General features: G+C 43.1%; 21 protein-coding genes and 1 pseudogene. 11 read left to right on the forward strand and 11 right to left on the reverse strand.

Annotation, left to right across the window (positions count from 1 at the left end):
• The first annotated feature begins 57 nt into the window (after positions 1-57).
• Positions 58-468 (forward strand): nuclear transport factor 2 family protein, encoded by a 411-nt coding sequence (locus tag CWI32_RS11320; protein WP_005097098.1) that lies wholly within the window; start codon positions 58-60, stop codon positions 466-468.
• A gap of 69 nt (positions 469-537) precedes the next feature.
• Positions 538-1,650: a YheT family hydrolase gene (locus CWI32_RS11325; RefSeq protein WP_005097097.1), complete on the forward strand. Its 1,113-nt coding sequence runs from the start codon at positions 538-540 to the stop codon at positions 1,648-1,650.
• Positions 1,651-1,706: 56 nt separating this feature from the next.
• Here the strand turns inward: CWI32_RS11325 and CWI32_RS11330 are convergent, their stop codons facing one another.
• Positions 1,707-2,141, reverse strand: a complete 435-nt coding sequence (locus CWI32_RS11330) for a hypothetical protein (protein ID WP_005097096.1) — start codon at positions 2,139-2,141, stop codon at positions 1,707-1,709.
• Between the two features lie 226 nt (positions 2,142-2,367).
• Here CWI32_RS11330 and pyrG point away from each other — a divergent pair, with 226 nt between their 5' ends.
• The 6 genes from pyrG (at position 2,368) to rodA (ending at position 8,579) form a co-directional block, all read left to right on the forward strand.
• Positions 2,368-4,008 (forward strand): CTP synthase, encoded by a 1,641-nt coding sequence (gene pyrG, locus CWI32_RS11335; RefSeq protein ID WP_005097095.1) that lies wholly within the window; start codon positions 2,368-2,370, stop codon positions 4,006-4,008.
• A 31-nt stretch (positions 4,009-4,039) separates the two neighbouring features.
• Entirely contained in the window at positions 4,040-4,897 is an 858-nt protein-coding gene (kdsA, locus tag CWI32_RS11340) for a 3-deoxy-8-phosphooctulonate synthase (protein WP_005106657.1), read from the forward strand.
• A gap of 59 nt (positions 4,898-4,956) precedes the next feature.
• Positions 4,957-6,246: a phosphopyruvate hydratase gene (eno, locus tag CWI32_RS11345; protein ID WP_005097093.1), complete on the forward strand. Its 1,290-nt coding sequence runs from the start codon at positions 4,957-4,959 to the stop codon at positions 6,244-6,246.
• 7 nt (positions 6,247-6,253) lie between these two features.
• The gene (locus CWI32_RS11350; RefSeq protein WP_005097092.1) at positions 6,254-6,646 is read left to right on the forward strand and encodes a septum formation initiator family protein; all 393 of its coding nucleotides are present in this window, start codon (positions 6,254-6,256) and stop codon (positions 6,644-6,646) included.
• Positions 6,615-7,328 carry a 2-C-methyl-D-erythritol 4-phosphate cytidylyltransferase gene (gene ispD, locus CWI32_RS11355; RefSeq protein ID WP_005097091.1) on the forward strand — a complete coding sequence of 238 codons (714 nt, stop codon included), beginning with the start codon at positions 6,615-6,617 and terminating at the stop codon, positions 7,326-7,328. The genes CWI32_RS11350 and ispD overlap by 32 nt, the downstream gene beginning before the upstream one ends.
• 111 nt (positions 7,329-7,439) lie before the next feature.
• Positions 7,440-8,579 (forward strand): rod shape-determining protein RodA, encoded by a 1,140-nt coding sequence (rodA, locus tag CWI32_RS11360; protein WP_005170604.1) that lies wholly within the window; start codon positions 7,440-7,442, stop codon positions 8,577-8,579.
• Between the two features lie 198 nt (positions 8,580-8,777).
• Here rodA and CWI32_RS11365 read toward each other — a convergent pair whose 3' ends face one another.
• The 10 genes from CWI32_RS11365 to CWI32_RS11410 all read right to left on the reverse strand — a co-directional run bounded on the left by CWI32_RS11365 (position 8,778) and on the right by CWI32_RS11410 (position 16,895).
• Positions 8,778-9,080, reverse strand: a complete 303-nt coding sequence (locus tag CWI32_RS11365; RefSeq protein ID WP_005170606.1) for a cyd operon YbgE family protein — start codon at positions 9,078-9,080, stop codon at positions 8,778-8,780.
• A gap of 3 nt (positions 9,081-9,083) precedes the next feature.
• Positions 9,084-9,185: a cytochrome bd-I oxidase subunit CydX gene (cydX, locus tag CWI32_RS11370; protein ID WP_004278713.1), complete on the reverse strand. Its 102-nt coding sequence runs from the start codon at positions 9,183-9,185 to the stop codon at positions 9,084-9,086.
• Between the two features lie 25 nt (positions 9,186-9,210).
• Complete coding sequence (gene cydB / locus CWI32_RS11375) at positions 9,211-10,356, reverse strand: cytochrome d ubiquinol oxidase subunit II (protein WP_100535320.1); 1,146 nt, start codon at positions 10,354-10,356, stop codon at positions 9,211-9,213.
• The gene (locus CWI32_RS11380; protein WP_100535321.1) at positions 10,353-11,936 is read right to left on the reverse strand and encodes a cytochrome ubiquinol oxidase subunit I; all 1,584 of its coding nucleotides are present in this window, start codon (positions 11,934-11,936) and stop codon (positions 10,353-10,355) included. The genes cydB and CWI32_RS11380 overlap by 4 nt, the downstream gene beginning before the upstream one ends.
• On the reverse strand, positions 11,936-12,127 hold the full coding sequence (gene cydP / locus CWI32_RS11385; protein WP_004645265.1) for a cytochrome oxidase putative small subunit CydP: 192 nt from the start codon (positions 12,125-12,127) through the stop codon (positions 11,936-11,938). Before cydP ends, CWI32_RS11380 begins: the two co-directional genes overlap by 1 nt.
• A gap of 515 nt (positions 12,128-12,642) precedes the next feature.
• On the reverse strand, positions 12,643-13,758 hold the full coding sequence (locus tag CWI32_RS11390; RefSeq protein ID WP_100535322.1) for a porin: 1,116 nt from the start codon (positions 13,756-13,758) through the stop codon (positions 12,643-12,645).
• 303 nt (positions 13,759-14,061) lie between these two features.
• Positions 14,062-14,475 carry an HIT family protein gene (locus CWI32_RS11395; RefSeq protein ID WP_005170623.1) on the reverse strand — a complete coding sequence of 138 codons (414 nt, stop codon included), beginning with the start codon at positions 14,473-14,475 and terminating at the stop codon, positions 14,062-14,064.
• Positions 14,476-14,506: 31 nt separating this feature from the next.
• On the reverse strand, positions 14,507-14,776 hold the full coding sequence (locus tag CWI32_RS11400; protein WP_005170626.1) for a YARHG domain-containing protein: 270 nt from the start codon (positions 14,774-14,776) through the stop codon (positions 14,507-14,509).
• An 86-nt stretch (positions 14,777-14,862) separates the two neighbouring features.
• Positions 14,863-15,735 (reverse strand): NAD(P)-dependent oxidoreductase, encoded by an 873-nt coding sequence (locus CWI32_RS11405; protein ID WP_005097081.1) that lies wholly within the window; start codon positions 15,733-15,735, stop codon positions 14,863-14,865.
• 62 nt (positions 15,736-15,797) lie between these two features.
• Positions 15,798-16,895: an alpha/beta fold hydrolase gene (locus CWI32_RS11410; RefSeq protein ID WP_100535323.1), complete on the reverse strand. Its 1,098-nt coding sequence runs from the start codon at positions 16,893-16,895 to the stop codon at positions 15,798-15,800.
• 142 nt (positions 16,896-17,037) lie between these two features.
• Between CWI32_RS11410 and CWI32_RS11415 the strand changes: the two genes are divergently transcribed.
• The 3 genes and pseudogenes from CWI32_RS11415 to recR form a co-directional block, all read left to right on the forward strand.
• The gene (locus CWI32_RS11415; RefSeq protein WP_100535324.1) at positions 17,038-18,225 is read left to right on the forward strand and encodes an O-succinylhomoserine sulfhydrylase; all 1,188 of its coding nucleotides are present in this window, start codon (positions 17,038-17,040) and stop codon (positions 18,223-18,225) included.
• Between the two features lie 28 nt (positions 18,226-18,253).
• Positions 18,254-18,583 (forward strand): YbaB/EbfC family nucleoid-associated protein, encoded by a 330-nt coding sequence (locus tag CWI32_RS11420; protein ID WP_004731251.1) that lies wholly within the window; start codon positions 18,254-18,256, stop codon positions 18,581-18,583.
• A 13-nt stretch (positions 18,584-18,596) separates the two neighbouring features.
• Positions 18,597-18,762, forward strand: a pseudogene (gene recR / locus CWI32_RS11425) (recombination mediator RecR); the annotation flags it as partial.

Here is an 18,762-nt window from a genome sequence, read left to right on the forward strand (position 1 = left end):
TTTAATAAAGGGGGAGCGCTCTGTATTTAAAATATCAAAACAAAAAAGGAACCTCAAATGAGCATCGAAACTACAAAAAAATCCATTGATCGTTGGCACGAGATGTTAGCAACCCGCGATATGTCGATCTTGAATGAGTTACTTGCTGAGGATGTTGTATTTCGCTCACCTGTGGCTTTTCATCCTTATCCTGGCAAACAGGTGGTCTTTTTTATTCTGAGCAATGTGATCCAAGTCTTTGAAAACTTCACTTATCACCGTGAATTTATAAGTGAAGATGGTAACAATGTCGTACTTGAGTTTTCTGCTCAGGTAAGCGATAAAAAACTCAAGGGAGTTGACATGATTCAGTTTAATGAAGAAGGTCAGATCATTGATTTTGAAGTGATGATCCGGCCTAAGTCTGGACTTGAAGCCTTAGCGGTACAAATGGGCCAACGGATGCAGTCATTCCAAGTTAAAACTTAATTCGAATTATTGATTCAAGTCGGCATGAAGTTTGTAAATCACAGCTAGTCGAACTAGAGAGGATGACAGATGAAAATGTTGCTTAAAAAATTGGGTCAGCTGTCCAGTGAATATCTGGATCGCTTCAGTGGCGCAGATGAACCGACCCTGTATTACCATCCAAATGGTGTTTTTTCAGGACTCATTGAACGCTTACCGCAGCTGCAACAAAAATATCGTCCTACGCCGTGGTTAGCCAATGCACACGCACATATTCTATATTTGGATCTTATTAAAAAACATACGATTAAACTTAAATATGATGTACTTGAACAGCTAAAAATGTCGGATGGCGGGATTACCGGTATTGCCTGGTATGGGCTGGATTTGCCAGCAAATACACCGACCATTGTCTTATTACATACCATCACCGGCTCTCCAGAGTCGATGCGTGAACTGGTACAGGATCTGCATAAACATACCGGTTGGCGAGTGGCCTTGTGTTTGCGCCGTGGGCATGCAGACCTGCCCATGCCTGTAGCTAAAATGAACCTGTTCGGCTCGACCCAAGATCTACGTGAACAACTGCTGTATATACAGGATAGATTTCCTCAGTCTGAGCTGTATGGGGTCGGATCTTCTGCGGGTACAGGCTTGCTGGTGCGTTATCTCGGAGAAGAGGGATCACAAACACCGTTAAAAGCGGCTTTTGCCTTATGTCCAGGCTATAACACCGAAACTGGATTTGCCCATGTACATCCGTTTTATAGCAAAGTCATGGCCAAAAAACTAATCAAACGCTTTATTCATCCTTATCAGGAAACCTGGCAAATTTATCCTTCCTGGAAGCAATTGCTGGAGGTAAAAGACTTATCGGAGTTTGAACAGCGTTATTATCAACTGGCCGGTTTTTCAGACTATGAGAGTTATAGTAAGGCCACGAATCCAATTTATGTATTTGAAAACATTAAAGTTCCATTAATGATTTTAAATGCGGAAGATGATCCGGTGTGTCATATCCAGAATCTGGAACCTTATAAAGAAAAAATTCGGGCAATGTCGAATATCATGGTGATTACCACCAAAAAAGGCAGTCATTGCGGATTTTATCAAGGTCTGATGCAAACAGAATCGTGGGCTACGCGATTAATGGCAGACTATTTGATGCACTTGTCTCGTAATTCTGCACCGACATCTGCTTAAAAAAGAGTAATAAAAAAACCCAGCAAAAGCTGGGTTTTTTTGATGAATTCTCTTGATTAATCAAGCGCTGGCATCGCTGCTGCAATGGCATCAGCCACAGCGTCTTCTTCAGATTTGTTTGAATCAGAGTTTGATTTAGGCGTTGCTGCAGGTTTTGAAGGCTCTGGAGCTGGATTGTTTTCTGACGGCGTTCTTGTTGGAGCTGGTGTAGCTTCAACAGGTTCAGGCTTCTTCACTTCACGACGAATTTCAGTCGTCGTGTTAGCTGTCTGTTCACGTTGAATTTCCACAGTTGTCTCTGGAACTTCTTCAATTACCGCTTCTTCTACCGGCTCAAGCGGTTCAAATTGTGCTGGTTCAGGCGTTACAACTTCAGGTGCTGGATTAACCTCAACTTGTTCTTCTTCTTTAGGTGCTTCTTTTTTTACACACGCAGTCAAGCTCAGGCCAGTCAGGATTACGGTACAGAGTAAAAATTTCTTCATCATCATTGCATCAAACAGAAAAGTGTGGAGGGGATTACACTATTATAGCAGCAAATTACAAGATAGAAATCATATGAACTTACAGTAATTTTTTATTGGAATTGCTGTTAGAATAGTCAATTGTTTATTGTTCTTTGAATTGATGCGGATTGACTTTGCTTTCTAGGTACAAGGTAAAGTAAAATTGCGCAACATTGCAGGCCGATTTAGGCTCGATTGTACGAGAAACCCAATGACCCATTTTATTTTCGTTACTGGTGGTGTAGTTTCATCACTAGGTAAAGGTATTTCAGCTGCTTCTGTTGCTGCACTTTTAGAAGCTCGTGGTTTAAAAGTGACCATGGTAAAAATGGATCCATACATTAATGTCGATCCAGGGACGATGAGCCCATTCCAACATGGTGAAGTTTTTGTTACAGAAGACGGTGCTGAAACAGACTTAGATTTGGGTTACTACGAACGTTTCTTGCGTCGTGCGAAAATGACCAAACTGAATAACTTCACATCAGGTCGTGTTTACCAAGATGTTCTGAACAAAGAACGCCGTGGTGACTATCTGGGTGGTACTGTGCAAGTTATTCCACACATTACTGACAATATCAAAGAGCGTGTCCTGCGTGCAGGCGAAGGCTATGATGTTGCGATTGTAGAGATCGGCGGTACAGTAGGTGACATTGAATCTCTCCCATTCATGGAATCTGTACGTCAGCTAATGGTTGAACTTGGTCATAAACGTACCATGTTAATGCACTTAACGTTACTCCCATACATTAAGTCTGCAGCAGAATTAAAAACCAAACCAACACAGCACTCTGTTAAAGAACTTCTGTCGATTGGTATTCAGCCAGACATTCTCATCTGCCGTACCGAGTACGATGTAGATGCAGATACTATCCGTAAAATTGCATTATTTACCAACGTTGAAGCACGTGCCGTTGTGGTATGTAAAGATGCACGTTCGATCTATCAGATTCCACGTACTTTCTACGAACAGAATGTTGATGATTTAATCTGCGAACGTTTTGGTTATAACGACCTTCCTGAAGCGGATTTAACCGATTGGGATAACGTGGTAGAAGCATTATTGAACCCAGAATACACCGTTCGTGTAGCGATGGTCGGTAAATATGTAGAACTTCCAGATGCGTATAAATCTGTGAACGAAGCACTTTTACATGCCGGGGTGAAAAACCGCGTTAAAGTCCAAATTGACTATGTCAATGCAGAAGAACTTGAAAGCCAGGACGTGAACGAAGTATTGAAAGATGCCGATGCGATTCTGGTTCCAGGTGGTTTTGGTGAACGTGGTACTGAAGGCAAAATGCAGGCGATTCAATTCGCACGTGAAAACGGTGTACCTTTCCTTGGTATTTGCTTAGGTATGCAGTTGGCTGTAATCGAATATGCACGTAATGTTGTGGGCATTAGCGATGCAACGTCGACTGAATTTAACCGTTCGACCAAATCTCCATTGATTGGCTTGATCACTGAATGGTTAGATGAGCGCGGTGAAGTTCAGCAACGTTCTGCTGACTCTGATTTGGGTGGCACCATGCGTCTAGGGGCTCAAAAATCTGAACTGGTTGCAGGCACAAAAACAGCTGAAATCTATGGTTCTGAAGAAATCATTGAGCGTCACCGTCACCGTTACGAAATGAACAACCGTTATATCCCATTGCTTGAAGAAAAAGGCATGAAGATTTCTGGTTATTCACCGGTACAGCATCTGGTAGAAACAGTTGAAATTCCTCAACATCCTTGGTTTATTGCGGTACAATTCCACCCGGAATTTACCAGCTCACCACGTGAAGGTCATCCATTATTTGCCGGTTTCATTGATGCTGCGAAAAAGCAGTACCAAAAAACTCAATAATCGGTGTGTAGGACACAACTAGGAAGTTTAAATGTCGCAATTAAAACCACAAGAAATTGTACGTTTGGGCGATATACAAATGGCAAATCATTTGCCATTTGTATTATTCGGCGGAATGAATGTACTTGAATCTAAAGACTTGGCTTTTGAGATCGCTGAGACTTATGTCGATATTTGTACACGTTTGGGTATTCCCTATGTGTTCAAGGCCAGCTTTGATAAAGCCAACCGTTCAAGCTTGAACTCGTTCCGTGGCCCAGGCCTCGACAAAGGTCTCGAGTGGTTAGCTGACATTAAAAAACACTTTAATGTGCCAATCATCACTGATGTACACGAGCCGTACCAGGCGGCGCCTGTTGCAGAAGTGGCGGACATTATCCAGCTGCCGGCTTTCTTGAGTCGTCAGACGGATCTGGTGGAAGCCATGGCAAAAACCGATGCCATCATCAACATCAAAAAAGCACAATTCCTTGCACCACACGAAATGCGTCATATTTTGCATAAGTGTCTGGAAGCAGGAAATGACAAACTGATCATTTGTGAGCGTGGTTCAGCATTTGGCTATAACAATCTGGTTGTAGACATGCTGGGCTTCGATATCATGAAAGAAATGAATGTGCCTGTGTTCTTTGATGTGACGCATGCCTTGCAAACTCCAGGTGGCCGTGCCGATTCTGCTGGCGGACGCCGCGCCCAGATTACCACATTGGCGCGTGCAGGTATGGCAACCGGTCTTGCAGGTTTGTTCCTGGAAGCACATCCTGATCCAGAGAAAGCCAAGTGTGATGGCCCATGTGCATTGCGCATGTCTCAACTTGAGCCTTTCTTGGCACAGCTAAAAGAATTGGATACCTTGGTCAAAGGTTTCGAAAAGTTAGATACACACTGAGTTTATCACTCTTGCGCTGCCCTAAAGGCAGCTCATATTAATCAACTGAGGAATAGTTCATGAGCCAAATCGTTGACATTCGTGCACGTGAAATTTTGGACTCTCGTGGTAACCCTACCATCGAAGCAGACGTAATCTTAGCATCTGGCGTAGTTGGCCGTGCATGTGCACCATCTGGTGCTTCAACTGGTTCTCGTGAAGCTTTAGAACTTCGTGATGGCGATAAAGCACGTTACTTAGGTAAAGGTGTTAAAACTGCGGTAAATAATGTAAACACCTTAATCCGTGATGCTTTGCTTGGTAAATCTGTATTCGAACAAAAAGACATCGATAACACGATGATTGCTTTAGACGGTACTGAAAACAAAGAAAAACTGGGTGCAAACGCAACTTTAGCTGTATCTTTGGCTGCTGCACGCGCTGCTGCTGATGAAAAGAAAATTCCTCTTTTTCAATATATTGCAGACCTTCGCAACAACTCGATTTTGACCATGCCTGTACCAATGATGAACATCATCAATGGTGGTTCACATGCAGACAACAACGTTGATATCCAAGAGTTTATGATTGAACCTGTAGGCTTCACTTCATTCTCTGAAGCGCTACGTGCCGGTGCTGAAATCTTCCATTCTTTAAAATCAGTATTAAACAAAAAAGGTTTAAACACTGCTGTGGGTGATGAAGGTGGTTTCGCACCAAACCTTCGTTCTAACGAAGAAGCAATCACGGTTATTCTTGAAGCAATTGGTCAAACTGGCTACAAAGCAGGTTCTGACATTATGCTGGCGCTGGATTGTGCATCTTCAGAATTCTACAAAAATGGTCAGTACATTCTTGCGGGCGAAGGCAACAAAGCGTTCACCAGCAACCAGTTCTCTGACTATTTGGCTGGCCTTGTAAACCAATACCCAATTATTTCAATTGAAGATGGTTTGGATGAGTCGGATTGGGAAGGCTGGTCTTACCTGACTTCGATTCTTGGCGACAAGATCCAGTTGGTAGGTGATGACCTGTTCGTAACGAATCCTAAAATCCTGCAACGTGGTATCAACGAAAAAGTAGGTAACTCGATCCTGATCAAATATAACCAGATCGGTACCTTGACTGAAACTTTAGATGCGATCTATCTTGCCAAAGAAAATGGTTACTCTACTGTGATTTCACACCGTTCAGGTGAAACTGAAGATTCAACCATTGCGGATCTTGCAGTAGGTACAGCAGCAGGTCAAATCAAAACCGGTTCACTTTGCCGTTCTGACCGTGTAGCGAAATATAATCAGTTACTTCGTATTGAAGAATTGACTAATGCTGCATATCGCGGTAAAGCTGAGTTTAAAGGTTTGAACTAAGCGACTTATGTCAATGTTAAATGTATTCGACTCGACTGCGAGTAAAGTACTGTTGGGCCTTGCGATCATTTTGATCGCAGGGTTTCAATATTTATACTGGTTTGGTGAAGGTGGTTATCATGATCATCAGCAGCTGACCCAGAAAATCCAGCAGCAAATGGAATTGAATGATGAGCTGAAAGAACGTAATCGCGTTCTGGCGGCAGAAGTCTACGATTTAAAGAATGGTATTGAAGCCATCGAAGAACATGCGCGTTTAGATCTTGGCCTGATTAAGCCACGTGAAACTTTTATTCAAATGAGCACGATCAGTACTCAATATAAACCCATCTATCTTAATCCAAATTCTAAAGTAGATCTGCGAACCAATGAGTCACCTGAGCCAACAAATACCCCGTAAATTATGGGTCATTCTTCCTGCTGCAGGTTCAGGTAGCCGTTTTTCTAAAACAGAACTCAAGCAATATCAGACGCTTCAACAACGAACTGTTCTTGAACATACCGTTGCACGTCTGAATCAATTGCCTTTGACTGGTTATGTATTGGCGATTGGTACACAGGACAATGTCGCAAAAACTCTGCCATTTTCCGATCTGGAAAAAGCACATTTTTGTTTGGGCGGCGCAGAGCGAGTGAATTCGGTGCTGAATGCATTAAATTATTTATCTGCAATGGCCTCTGAAGATGACTGGATCATGGTGCATGATGCGGCACGCCCTTGTGTCAGTCTGGATTGTCTTCAACAGTTGGTCAATACGGCAATTGCACAGGATCGGGCTGCGATTCTGGCGATTCCGGTACGAGATACACTTAAGCGTGTAGTCACCGGTTCTGATATTGAGGAAACGGTGGATCGCTCCATGCTCTGGCAGGCACAAACGCCGCAAATGGCCAAGCTGGGCACATTAAAACGGGCGATTGAACAGGCTTTGCAGGATGGTGCTAACATTACCGATGAAGCCAGCGCACTGGAACATATCGGTGAGCAGGTGAGTGTGGTGCAAGGGCGTTCCGATAATATTAAAATTACCTATCCGGATGATCTGGAACTGGCCAAGCTGATTTTACAAGCTCAGGCTTAAAAATATATTCGATAAAATTTAAATAAAAGCAGAATAAATCTGGCTATAGCGATCTATTCCCTATAGCTTTCACTTATAATTTTGCCATCATTCTTTTTCACCTTTTGGCCAATGATACCTTCACAGCAGTATCGGTTTTTACGTCATTCTTTGCGTGATGGACGTAGTATTAACCCGCAAGATTCCTCCCGGTGGACCAAGTTGCACCTTGATCCCTGGTTGTTGTGCTTTCTGGTTCTCAATGCAATCCTGGGTTTGATGGTGGTGTATAGCGCGACCTCTGAAGACTCCGGGATGGTTGTTCGTCAGGCAATCAGTTTCGGGATTGGTTTTGTGCTGCTGTTTATCTGTGCGCAGATTCCACCGAAAGTCTATCAGGCGATCAGTCCCTACCTGTATGCCTTTGGCATATTCATGCTGCTCTTGGTGTTTGTGATTGGTGAAAAACGCCTGGGTGCAACGCGTTGGATTACTTTGCCTGGTATTGGGAGTATGCAACCGAGTGAGGTGATGAAATTTGCCATGCCTTTGATGATGGCCTGGTATTTTGCACGTAAGCCATTTCCTCCCAAATTTGTACATATTGTCGGTGCATTAATTTTACTGGCTATACCATTTGTTTTGGTTGCACTCCAACCTGACTTGAATATTGGTTTGGTGATTCCGGGTGTTTTTGTCTTGTTTTTAAGTGGGATGTCGTGGCGTCTGATTGTTGGTGCGGCCGCAGCACTGGCTGTAGCAGCACCGGTTTTATGGATGTTCGTACTACAAGAGTATCAAAAGAAACGTATCACCACGATGTTTGATCCGGAGTCGGATGCATTGGGTGCAGGCTGGAATATCATTCAGTCCAAAATCGCGATTGGTTCAGGTGGTTCCACAGGCAAAGGCTATACTGAGGGGACCCAATCGCATTTGGGTTATCTGCCCGAGCATCATACCGACTTTATTATGTCGACCTATGCCGAAGAATTCGGTTTTATTGGTGTGTTTCTGCTGTTCAGTTTATTTACTGCGATTATTATTCGTTGTTTGATGATTGGCTTAAACAGTTTTCATAATTTTGGACGTTTATATGCCGGAGCTATTGGACTGACCTTTTTCTTCTTTGTATTTTTAAACTCGGGCATGGTGAGTGGTATCTTACCGGTGACTGGAGATCCATTGCCGCTTATGAGTTATGGCGGAACGGCGGTAATCTCAATGCTCGCAGGCATGGGAATTGTGATGTCGATTCATACCCATCGATAAATTATTCTAAAAGTCGGATGTGTTCCGGTTTTACAAATATTGTTAAGACATGCGGGTAAAGAAAAGTATCTTCATTACATTCATGCTCAATGTGGAAATTGCTTCCAAATGCAGAGTGATATAAGCGTACAACAAAAAGCAGAAATGGATAAACGATATAAAGAAGCCCTCAATCGAGGGCTTCTTTCGTCTTAAAACTTAACTGAAAAACCAGGTGTAATAGCCCCAGATCATCAAAGGCCAAGCCAAAAATGGACTAAATAGCCATTTCCAGAACCAGTGGCGAGGTACGAAACCGACACCATGTACAAAGCCTCCAGAAATACCAATCATGATATACATCATGGCACTATGGCTATATTCACCGTTGGCATCCAGCATTGCAGAGGGATGAACCAATAACACTGCGGCGAGAGGAAAAGCCAGCAGGCAGGAAATCATCATCGCAAATTTGTTTGGTTTCTTGTCTACAACGGTTTTCTCAAGCGCAGCTTCGGTCATATTTTATTCCTCATCCAGGTCTTGGTGTTGTTCCATATAAATTGCAGCAATCACACTGGCAAAACACGCCATAAGTACACCCAGAATCCAGGCAAAATACCACATAATTTTGTCTCCTTAGTGCACAGCCTTAATACAGGCTGTGTGAATTGTCTTCAATATGTTTGTTGGTAATCACGGCCCACATCTTGTAATAACACCAAGTGGTATAGATCAGGATCAATGGAACAAAGATACCTGCCGCAACGGTCATCACGGTTAAGGTATTTTTACTGGATACCGCATCCCACATGGTCAGACTGACAGTCGGATTTAAGCTGGATGGCATCAGGAACGGGAACAGGGCAAAACCGGCAGTCAAGATTGCCCCGACGACTGCCAGAGAAGAACCCAGGAAGCTCAAGCCAGCCTTGTTTTTACCTGCAGCCAGTACAATGATGAATCCCCCTAGAATGCCGGCAATTGGAGCTGCCATTGTAATTGGATAAGTTGAATAGTTGTTCATCCAGCCCGGATTGGCATTGGTCAGTACTTCTTTTGCTAAGGGGTTGGCAACACCATTGGTGTCAAAAGGCATCACCAGGCTATAACCCTGGATGTTTCCAAAATACAACCATGCACCCGCAGCAAGGAAAGTCGCCAAGTAGACCAGACCCATGATTTGCGTCGCTTTGGCAGAGCGCTGACGTAAGTCACCATCGGTACGCAGCATCAGCCATGCACCACCATGTGCACATAACATCGATAAACTGACCAGACCACACACAATCGCAAATGGATTCAGCAGGGCAAAGAAACTTCCTGTGTAGGTAGAACGTACGGTTTCATCCAGGGTAAAAGGCACACCGAGGAACATATTACCAAACGCTACACCAAAGACTAATGCCGGAACTGCACCACCAATCGCCAAGCCCCAGTCCCAGGAAGTACGCCATTTGGTATTTTCCAGTTTAGAGCGGTAATCGAAGCCGACCGGACGTAAGAATAAGGCAAACAGTACCAGTAATAATGCCCAGTACATGCCAGAGAAGGCTGTTGCATAAACCATTGGCCAGGCAGCAAATAAAGCCCCCCCGGCAGTAATGAACCAGACCTGGTTACCATCCCAATGCGGGGCAATGGTATTGATTGCAGCACGGCGCTCGTTATCATTTTTGCCCACAAATGGCATGATCGCCATAGAGCCCATATCGAAGCCATCGGTGAGGGCGAAGCCAATCAGCAATACGCCGACCAGCACCCACCAAATTATTTTGAGTAATTCATATTCGATCATGCTTGAGTCTCCCCATTTGCCTTTTCTGCTGCAAGCTTTTCAAAGTGGTATTTACCGGTATGCAGGGAACTTGGACCAAGGCGTGAGAATTTGATCATCAGATACATCTCGATAATCAATAACACCGTGTAGAAGGCTGCCAATGCCAGGATTGAACCCCATACATCGCCAGTACTTAAGCTGGAGGCTGAAAGATGCGTCGGTAAGACTTCACCAATCGTCCAAGGCTGACGACCGACTTCTGCTACATACCAGCCAGTTTGTGCAGCCACCCAAGGTAAAGGCAGTGCAAATAAGGCAAATTTTAATAACCAAGGTTTGTTTTCAGCATTGCGTTTTGCGACTGCAACAGTTGCCAGAATGAAGAGAAGCAGCATCAAGAAACCAGAACCCACCATGGCGCGGAATGCCCAGAACAGGCTTGGTACATGTGGAATGGTGTCTGCCGCCGCAGCTTTAATTTGTGCTTCAGTCGCATCCACCACATTTGGCGTATATTTCTTCAGCAGCAAGCCATAACCGAGGTCTTTTTGTGATTCATCAAAAGCCGCTTTAAGCTCAGGTGATTTATCTCCTGCACGGAGCAGCTCTAACTGTTCATACGCCACCATACCGTTACGGATCCGCTGTTCGTGCTGAGTAATCAGATCTTTAATTCCGGTCACTTGTTCAGTGGTGGAACGGGTTGCAATCAGACCCATCGCATAAGGAATCTTGATCGCATAGTCAGTGGTTTGGGTTTCTGCATTTGGAATCCCAAATAAGGTGAATGCTGCTGGTGCAGGATGCGTATCCCATTCTGCTTCAATCGCCGCAAGTTTGGTTTTTTGGACATCGCCCAGCTCATAACCTGATTCATCACCCAGTAAAATCACTGAAAGTGTAGACGCAAGCCCGAAGATGGCTGCAATGGCAAAAGAACGGCGTGCAAACGGCAAGTCACGTTTTTTCAGCATGTAATAACTTGAAATGGCCAGTACAAAAATAGCACCTGTGACATAACCTGCAGACACTGTATGTACGAATTTTACCTGAGCAACCGGGTTAAAGATCAGTGCGGCAAAGTCCACCATTTCCATACGCATGGTTTCGTAGTTGAATACAGAACCAACCGGGTTTTGCATCCAGCCATTGGCGATCAGAATCCACAGCGCAGACATGTTCGAACCTAAAGCTACCAGCCAGGTAACTGCCAGATGTTGCACTTTGGACAGGCGATCCCAGCCAAAGAAGAACAAGCCAATAAAGGTCGATTCAAGGAAGAAGGCCATCAAACCTTCAATCGCCAGCGGTGCACCAAAAATATCACCGACATAATGCGAGTAATAAGCCCAGTTGGTTCCGAACTGGAACTCCATGGTCAGGCCTGTGGTTACCCCTAAGGCAAAGTTAATACCAAACAGTTTTCCCCAGAACTTGGTCATGTCTTTATAGATTTCTTTGCCGGAAATCACATAGGTGGTTTCCATAATGGCAAGCAGAAAAGCCAGGCCTAAAGTCAGTGGAACAAAAATAAAGTGATACATCGCGGTCATGGCGAACTGGAACCGCGAGAGATCGACCACGCTTTCAGAAATCATCAACGTGTCTCCTGGATTTGGGAAGGATTGCCGGCGATACGCTCGGCGACTTGGTTATCAAAATTTTTAGGAATCGTAGGCGCATCAAACCAGATATTTTTAATGATCATCAGTAAAATAACCTTGATAATTAAAATAGCGGTTATTTCTCTAACCACTCTCTGGTTTAGATTTTTGGGAACTAAGCTCATTCGACTAAGCCTGTCTGTGACTTGTTGTATATTATTAATCTATTGTAACTAAAAAATAAATAGACGATACAATTTAAATAAATATATATTTTTAAATGTATGATAATAAAAGGTATATATTTTTATTAGTTAAAATTTATTCTAAATATTTTTTATTATTTTATGTAATTTTATTGTTTTTTTAAATCCGACTAAAATGCTTATATTTATATATTTGAATGTAGATTGTTTTAGTTGGATTAATGCTTTTTAATCTGATTAAAATGCTTGGTTTTAAAATAAAGAATAAAATTAATCAAACTATTTTGGTTGGTTTTATAAGGGTTGAAAGGGAAGTGTTATAGGAGGTTATTCAAAGATGTGCCTGATAAGCGATCTTGATCACAGGCTTTCTTATACTGTTTCTTTAATAGAAACGCATCAACAAAAAGATCCCGTTTAGGGATCTTTTTGTATGTCATGTTTAATAAATAATAGCTACAGAGATGTTCTCTTTAAGCGAATAGGTATTCAGCTTAGAAGTCGTAACGGAAGCCTAGAGAAAGACCGGTTGCATCTTCACCGCGTGTACCACCTACGTTATTTGTACGTGCTTGTGCCCATGGTGTAACATTTGAATTTTCATCATTTAGGACAGTTGCCAGGTTTGCATATACACGTACTGTTTTGTCTAAACGGTGTTCAACACCAAGTGCCAATAATGTTGCATTTGCATCATTTGCATCTACATCACGGTGGAACACTTGGCCACGGAGATACGTTTTTGGTGCAAATTTATAGTCAGCTGCTACGCCAAATACATGTGTATCTTGTTTTGAAATTAATTTATCTAAATCACTACCTTCGGCTGCCGCAATTTCTGCTGCTGTACCTTGTTTATCAAACGTAGTGTATTGATATAAAGCACCTAAATTAAATTCTGGAGTAATTTTGTAGGCTGCTGCAATACGGAAGCCATTACGCTCACCACGACTAGCATTTTCTTCATAGTGCTCGTAGGCAGTAGCAAAATCAACTTTACCTTCTTTATAGGTAAGTGCTAGATCATATGCTTTATCTTTGTCCTTGTTATCTTGTTTAGCGCTATCATCTGCTAATGGACTGTTGTCTTCATGTAGGGACATTGCGCCTAATACATTGAAACCACCACCAAATTTTGGTGATTTATATTCAATAGTGTTTTCATTACGTTCATCAAAACGCTGTTCACCTACACGTGTTACGTTGCGTACGTCACCAACCATATCACCAAAGAAATTCACCGGGCTACGTGCAACTTTAAACGGACTATCAAAACGACCTACACGTGCTTGACCAAAATCACCTTTTAAACCGACAAAGGTATCGCGAGTTGCGAAGTCAACACCACTATTATTTTGAGCACCGCTAGCAAAGTTAATTTCTTGTTCGATTTGACCAAAAACAGTCATGCCATTTTCTAGTTCTTGTTCAGCTTTAAAGCCTAGGCGTGAAGAGTTTGAAGAAAGACCTACTTCGTTATAATCCTGGCCATCATCCAGATAATCTAAAGAAACGTGTGCACGACCATAAATTTTAACGTCAGCAGCAGCTGCCATGACTGGTGTTAAAATTGTTGCCCCAATTGCTAATGCAGATAACGTTTTTTTCATGTGTTGCTCCAATAAAGACTTTTTATTCATCGTCTTAAAACAAGTTTCAGTCATGTGTTAAAACATGTACCGCTCTATTGGTGCCAAGTATCGATTACAAATAAGACAGTAAGATTAAGGAAATATTTCAAATCTGTTAAATGTTGTATTTTGTAAGTTTTGTAATATTACACATTCAATTTTTTGTATTTAAAGATAATTTGGTTGCTATTATCTTAATGATTCGCATTTATTTCTAAAGTTTTATGCTTTAAGTAGAATAAAAAAATGGAGCCGAAGCTCCATTTTTTTATTCAGTTAAACTTAAAGTGCAGCTTTGATTTTTTCAGCCAGCGCTTTAATTTTTTCCTGATCACCCATCTGGGCAGCATGTTTACCCAAGTTGTGCAGAGAAGTCGGCACTAGATGAAAATGAATATGCGGTACAGTCTGGCCAGCAGCAGCACCTGATAATTGCATCAGGACAATGCCGTCAACGCCCAAACCTTTTTCAATTGCTTTCGCAACCTTCTGTACAATTTGAATCGTATAGGCCGCAGCTTCAGGATCTAGATCCAGTAAAGTGATGGCTGGTGCTTTCGGAACGACCAGAGTATGACCATCTGCTTGCGGCATGATGTCCATAAATGCAAGAACCTGGTCATCTTCATACACTTTAATCGCAGGAAGTTCACCGCGTAGAATTCGTGCAAAAATATTCTGATCATCATAAGTCATAAGTACATTCCTTGAGCGTTATTGAATTGAATTATTTACAGTTCAATTCTTTCTGACGATCTTTGATCACGTCAAGACGCTGTTGCTCTTTTTCCGAGAATTTTGGCTTGGTTGTATAGCAATTGTCATTGCCGAACTTCGCTTTTGCTTCTGGATCTTTAAAACAGAATCCTTTAGACGCATAAATCACGTCATGATCATTTTTCAATTTTTTGCATTCCTGTTCAGATGCAAGAACCGATGTTGAAGCCCCGAACAAAGTTGCTAAGCCAATTAATGCTGCAACAGAAAATTTCTTCATGCGAGTTTCCTCTGGGTTATCCACTATATGTGCCTGCCTACTAGTCACAATATGAGGTTTTGTTATCATTATTCAATGGCGAGATATTACTCGATGGTAATATTACTCCATGATTCATACATTTTCACGGCACTGGAAAAATCACTGTTTTTATCCGATAGATCACTGGCCGCCTGAATTAGATTCTGGGTTAATGATAGCACAGGCGCAGACAGTTTAGCCTCACGCGCCAGATCGATTGCGATGCCGGTATCTTTGGCCAAGAGTGGCAGGGCAAAGGTTACAGGAAAACTGCGATTTAAAATACGCTGTGGTAATACGGTTTCGGTCACCATGCTTTTACCACTTGAAGCATTAATACAATCCAGTGCTTCATTCAGGTTGACTCCATGTGCTTTCAGCGTAGTAAAGCCTTCTGCGACCGCACACAGGTTTACAGCCATTAACATATTATTCACGGCTTTCACTGCAAAACCTGCGCCAGATTCACCGACATGCTTAATCAGTGTGCCAAAAGCCTGCATCGCAGGAAGGGCTTTTTCAAAACCTTGGACATCGCCGCCTACCATCACTGTCAAGGTGCCATTTTCAGCACCAATGGTTTGACCGCTGACCGGTGCATCCAGAAAGATAGCACCACGTTCAGCCAGTTGTGCTGCCAGTGTTTGCGCGGAATCCGGTACACCACTGGTACAGTCGACCCAGACTGAGCCGGATTTAAGCGACAAATTTTCCAGAAGTTGTGCTACATCGGCACTGGTCGGCAAACATGAAAAGATAATATCTGCCTGAACGGCCTGTTCTAGCGTAACGGCTTGGGTGCCATATTCAGCAGCATGTTGCTCTGCTTTGTCAAAATTGCGGTTCCAGACATAGACGGTATCAAACTGCTTGGGTAAATGTGCTGCCATACGATAACCCATGGCACCTAAGCCGATAAATGCTACTGACTGAATCATGCTGTATCCTCTGAATATGTAAATAAATTTTAATGTTTTTTGGCGATGCTGACGCAGATGCGCTAAGCATCAAGACGTATAGAGCGCTGCGCCAGCCAGGTCGTCATTTTGGGCCAGAACGTATTGGCTGTTTTCTGGTTGGACATCAGGCCCAGATGACCACCCGGAATCAGAGTAAACGTCTTATCCTGGCTACTTGTCAATTCTATCAAAGGCTTAGCTGACTGTTCTGTGACAATCTGATCGGTTTGGCCGGCACCGACCAACAGCGAGCAGCTGATATTCTTAAGGTCAACAGTACGACCATTTAAGGTGATTGAACCTTGTTTTAAAGGATTTTGCAGCCACAGATGTAAGACCATGTCCTGATTAATCCCGCCCGGATAATCAATCATCTTATTCAGAAAATTTCCCATGGTGGCATGTTCATAGACATTTTCGACATGATCCAGATTCAGCAAAAACTGCTTCTGGCTTTTCAGCCAGCCGATCGGATCCAGTAATTTAAAGCCCAAGGCATTCACAATGCCGGGCGTATGAATATATTGCTTTGGAATATGACCCTGATGAATGGCCTGTTGCAGATTTTTATTTTTAGAAATCAGTTTATTGGTGGTCGAAAACAGTTTGCCGACCCGTCCTGATGCATAACTGTCGATGGGGCTGCCAACGACCATCAAATTTTTGACATGTTCAGGCGAATGCAAGGCGGTATAAAGCGTGACAAATACCCCAGCCATACTCCAGCCGTGTAGGGAAATGAACTGACTGTTCGAATGCTTGCAGATGGTTTCAATAGATTGAGGAATGGCTGCATCAATAAAAGACAAAAAGTTTAAATGACGATGTCTAAAGTTAAAACGTTTCCATTCCACCAGATAGACATCAAAACCGCTATGCTGAAAATGTTTGACCAGCGAACGATAGGGATACAGATCATAGATATCCATATTGATGGCGAGAGGGGCGACAAATACCAATGGCTCCTTGTATTTCTTCTCGGGTGAGGCGTAATAGCGAATCTTGCAAAACTCGGTGCTGGCAATATATTCAAAAGGCGTTTTTTGCGACAGAATCAGAGAGGAGGCATTAAACATCCGGGCACTGAAATGTTTCAATTTTTTTTGCTGGCGCTGAAAGTTTTGTTTTAACTGAATCATGTAAATAAAATATCCGTATCCGGGGAAGGATTGATCGAAGTCTAAGCAATAATTGCTTATTATGCCTTGACCTGAAATAGCATAGGCGCTCAAAATGTTGGCAATTTTTTACAAAAGGCAGCCTTAGGGCTGAGGTAGAGCGATGAGCCAGCAAGACGATATTTCATATCAATTAGAAACTTTAGCCATCCGTACAGGTCATACCCGTAGCTTTGAGGGTGAGCATGCTGAACCCATTTTTCTAACATCGTCATTTGTTTATGAAAATGCCGCCGAAGCTGCTGCGAAATTTTCAGGTCAGGAACCGGGCAATATCTATTCTCGCTTTACCAACCCAACCGTTGCCATGTTTGAAAAACGTCTGGCGGCACTCGAAGGTGCAGAGCGCGCCGTTGCTACCAGTTCAGGTATGGCTGCCATTATGGCAGTGACCATGGCTTTTTTGAAAGCAGGTGATCACGTCATCTGCTCACGTGCAGTCTTTGGTTCGACTGTTTCGCTATTTGAAAAATATGTCGCAAAATTTGGCGTTAGTGTTGATTTTGTAGATTTGACCGATCTTGATGCATGGAAAAATGCCATCCAGCCTGAAACCAAATTACTGTTTGTTGAATCTCCATCAAACCCGCTTGCAGAAGTGGCTGACATTCAGGCATTGGCTGATATTGCCCATGCCAATGATGCTTTACTGGCAATCGACAATAGCTTCTGTACACCAGTGTTACAACAACCCCTCAAATTTGGTGCAGACCTGGTGGTGTATTCTGCGACTAAATATCTGGATGGTCAGGGCCGTGCCTTAGGTGGAGCTGTGGTTGGAAACCATAAACTGCTGGAAGAAATCTTTGGTTATGTGCGTACCACAGGTCCTTCAATGAGTCCGTTTAATGCATGGGTATTCCTGAAAGGCTTGGAAACGTTACGTTTACGTATGCGTGAGCATTCAGCAAGTGCGCAGCAACTGGCTGAATTTCTGGATCAGCATCCAAAGGTAGAGAAGGTTTATTATGCCGGTCTGCCTGCGCATATCGGTCATGTGCTGGCAGTGAAACAGCAGACGGGTTTTGGTGGCATTGTGTCTTTTGAGGTGAAAGGCGGTCGTGAAGCCGCTTGGACGGTGATTGACAATACCCGGTTTATCTCGATCACCGGTAACTTGGGGGATGCGAAATCAACCATTACCCATCCGGCAACCACCACACACGGTAAATTATCGCCTGAAGCCAAAGAAGCAGCAGGTATTCGCGAAGGTTTAATTCGTGTTTCTGTTGGTTTAGAAGAGATTGGTGATATTATTCGTGATATTACTCGTGGTTTAGATCTTATCTAATTTTATAAATTTATGTTCGGAGATATTTATGAACATTAATATGTTGATGCAGCAAGCTCAGCGCATGCAAAAAGAAGTTGAAAACAATGTAAAAAAAGCCAAAGAAGAGCTGGCACAAACTGAAGTGCATGCCGAAGCGGGCGGTGGTTTGGTCAAAGTCACCATGACTTGCCGCAATGTGGTGAAGCGTATCGAAATCAACCCTGAATTACTTCAGGATGATCCAGACATGATTGAAGACCTGATTGCAGCTGCAATGAATGATGCAGCACGTCAGGCAGAATTGGTCTCTGATGAAAGAATGAAAGCAGCAAACTCGGGTATGGGTTTACCACCGGGTCTGGCAGGTATGTTCTAAGGAAGAATGCGCAATGTTTAGTGATCGTTTTGATCAACTGGTTCAAGCATTACGCATTTTGCCAAGCGTTGGGCCGAAATCGGCTCAACGTATGGCATTGCATATGATCATGAAAAATCGTGAAGGTGCAATTGGTCTGGCGCATGCGTTGACTGAGGCGACCAACTACATTCATGAAT

This window comes from Acinetobacter pseudolwoffii (assembly GCF_002803605.1).
GTDB classification, from domain to species: domain Bacteria; phylum Pseudomonadota; class Gammaproteobacteria; order Pseudomonadales; family Moraxellaceae; genus Acinetobacter; species Acinetobacter pseudolwoffii.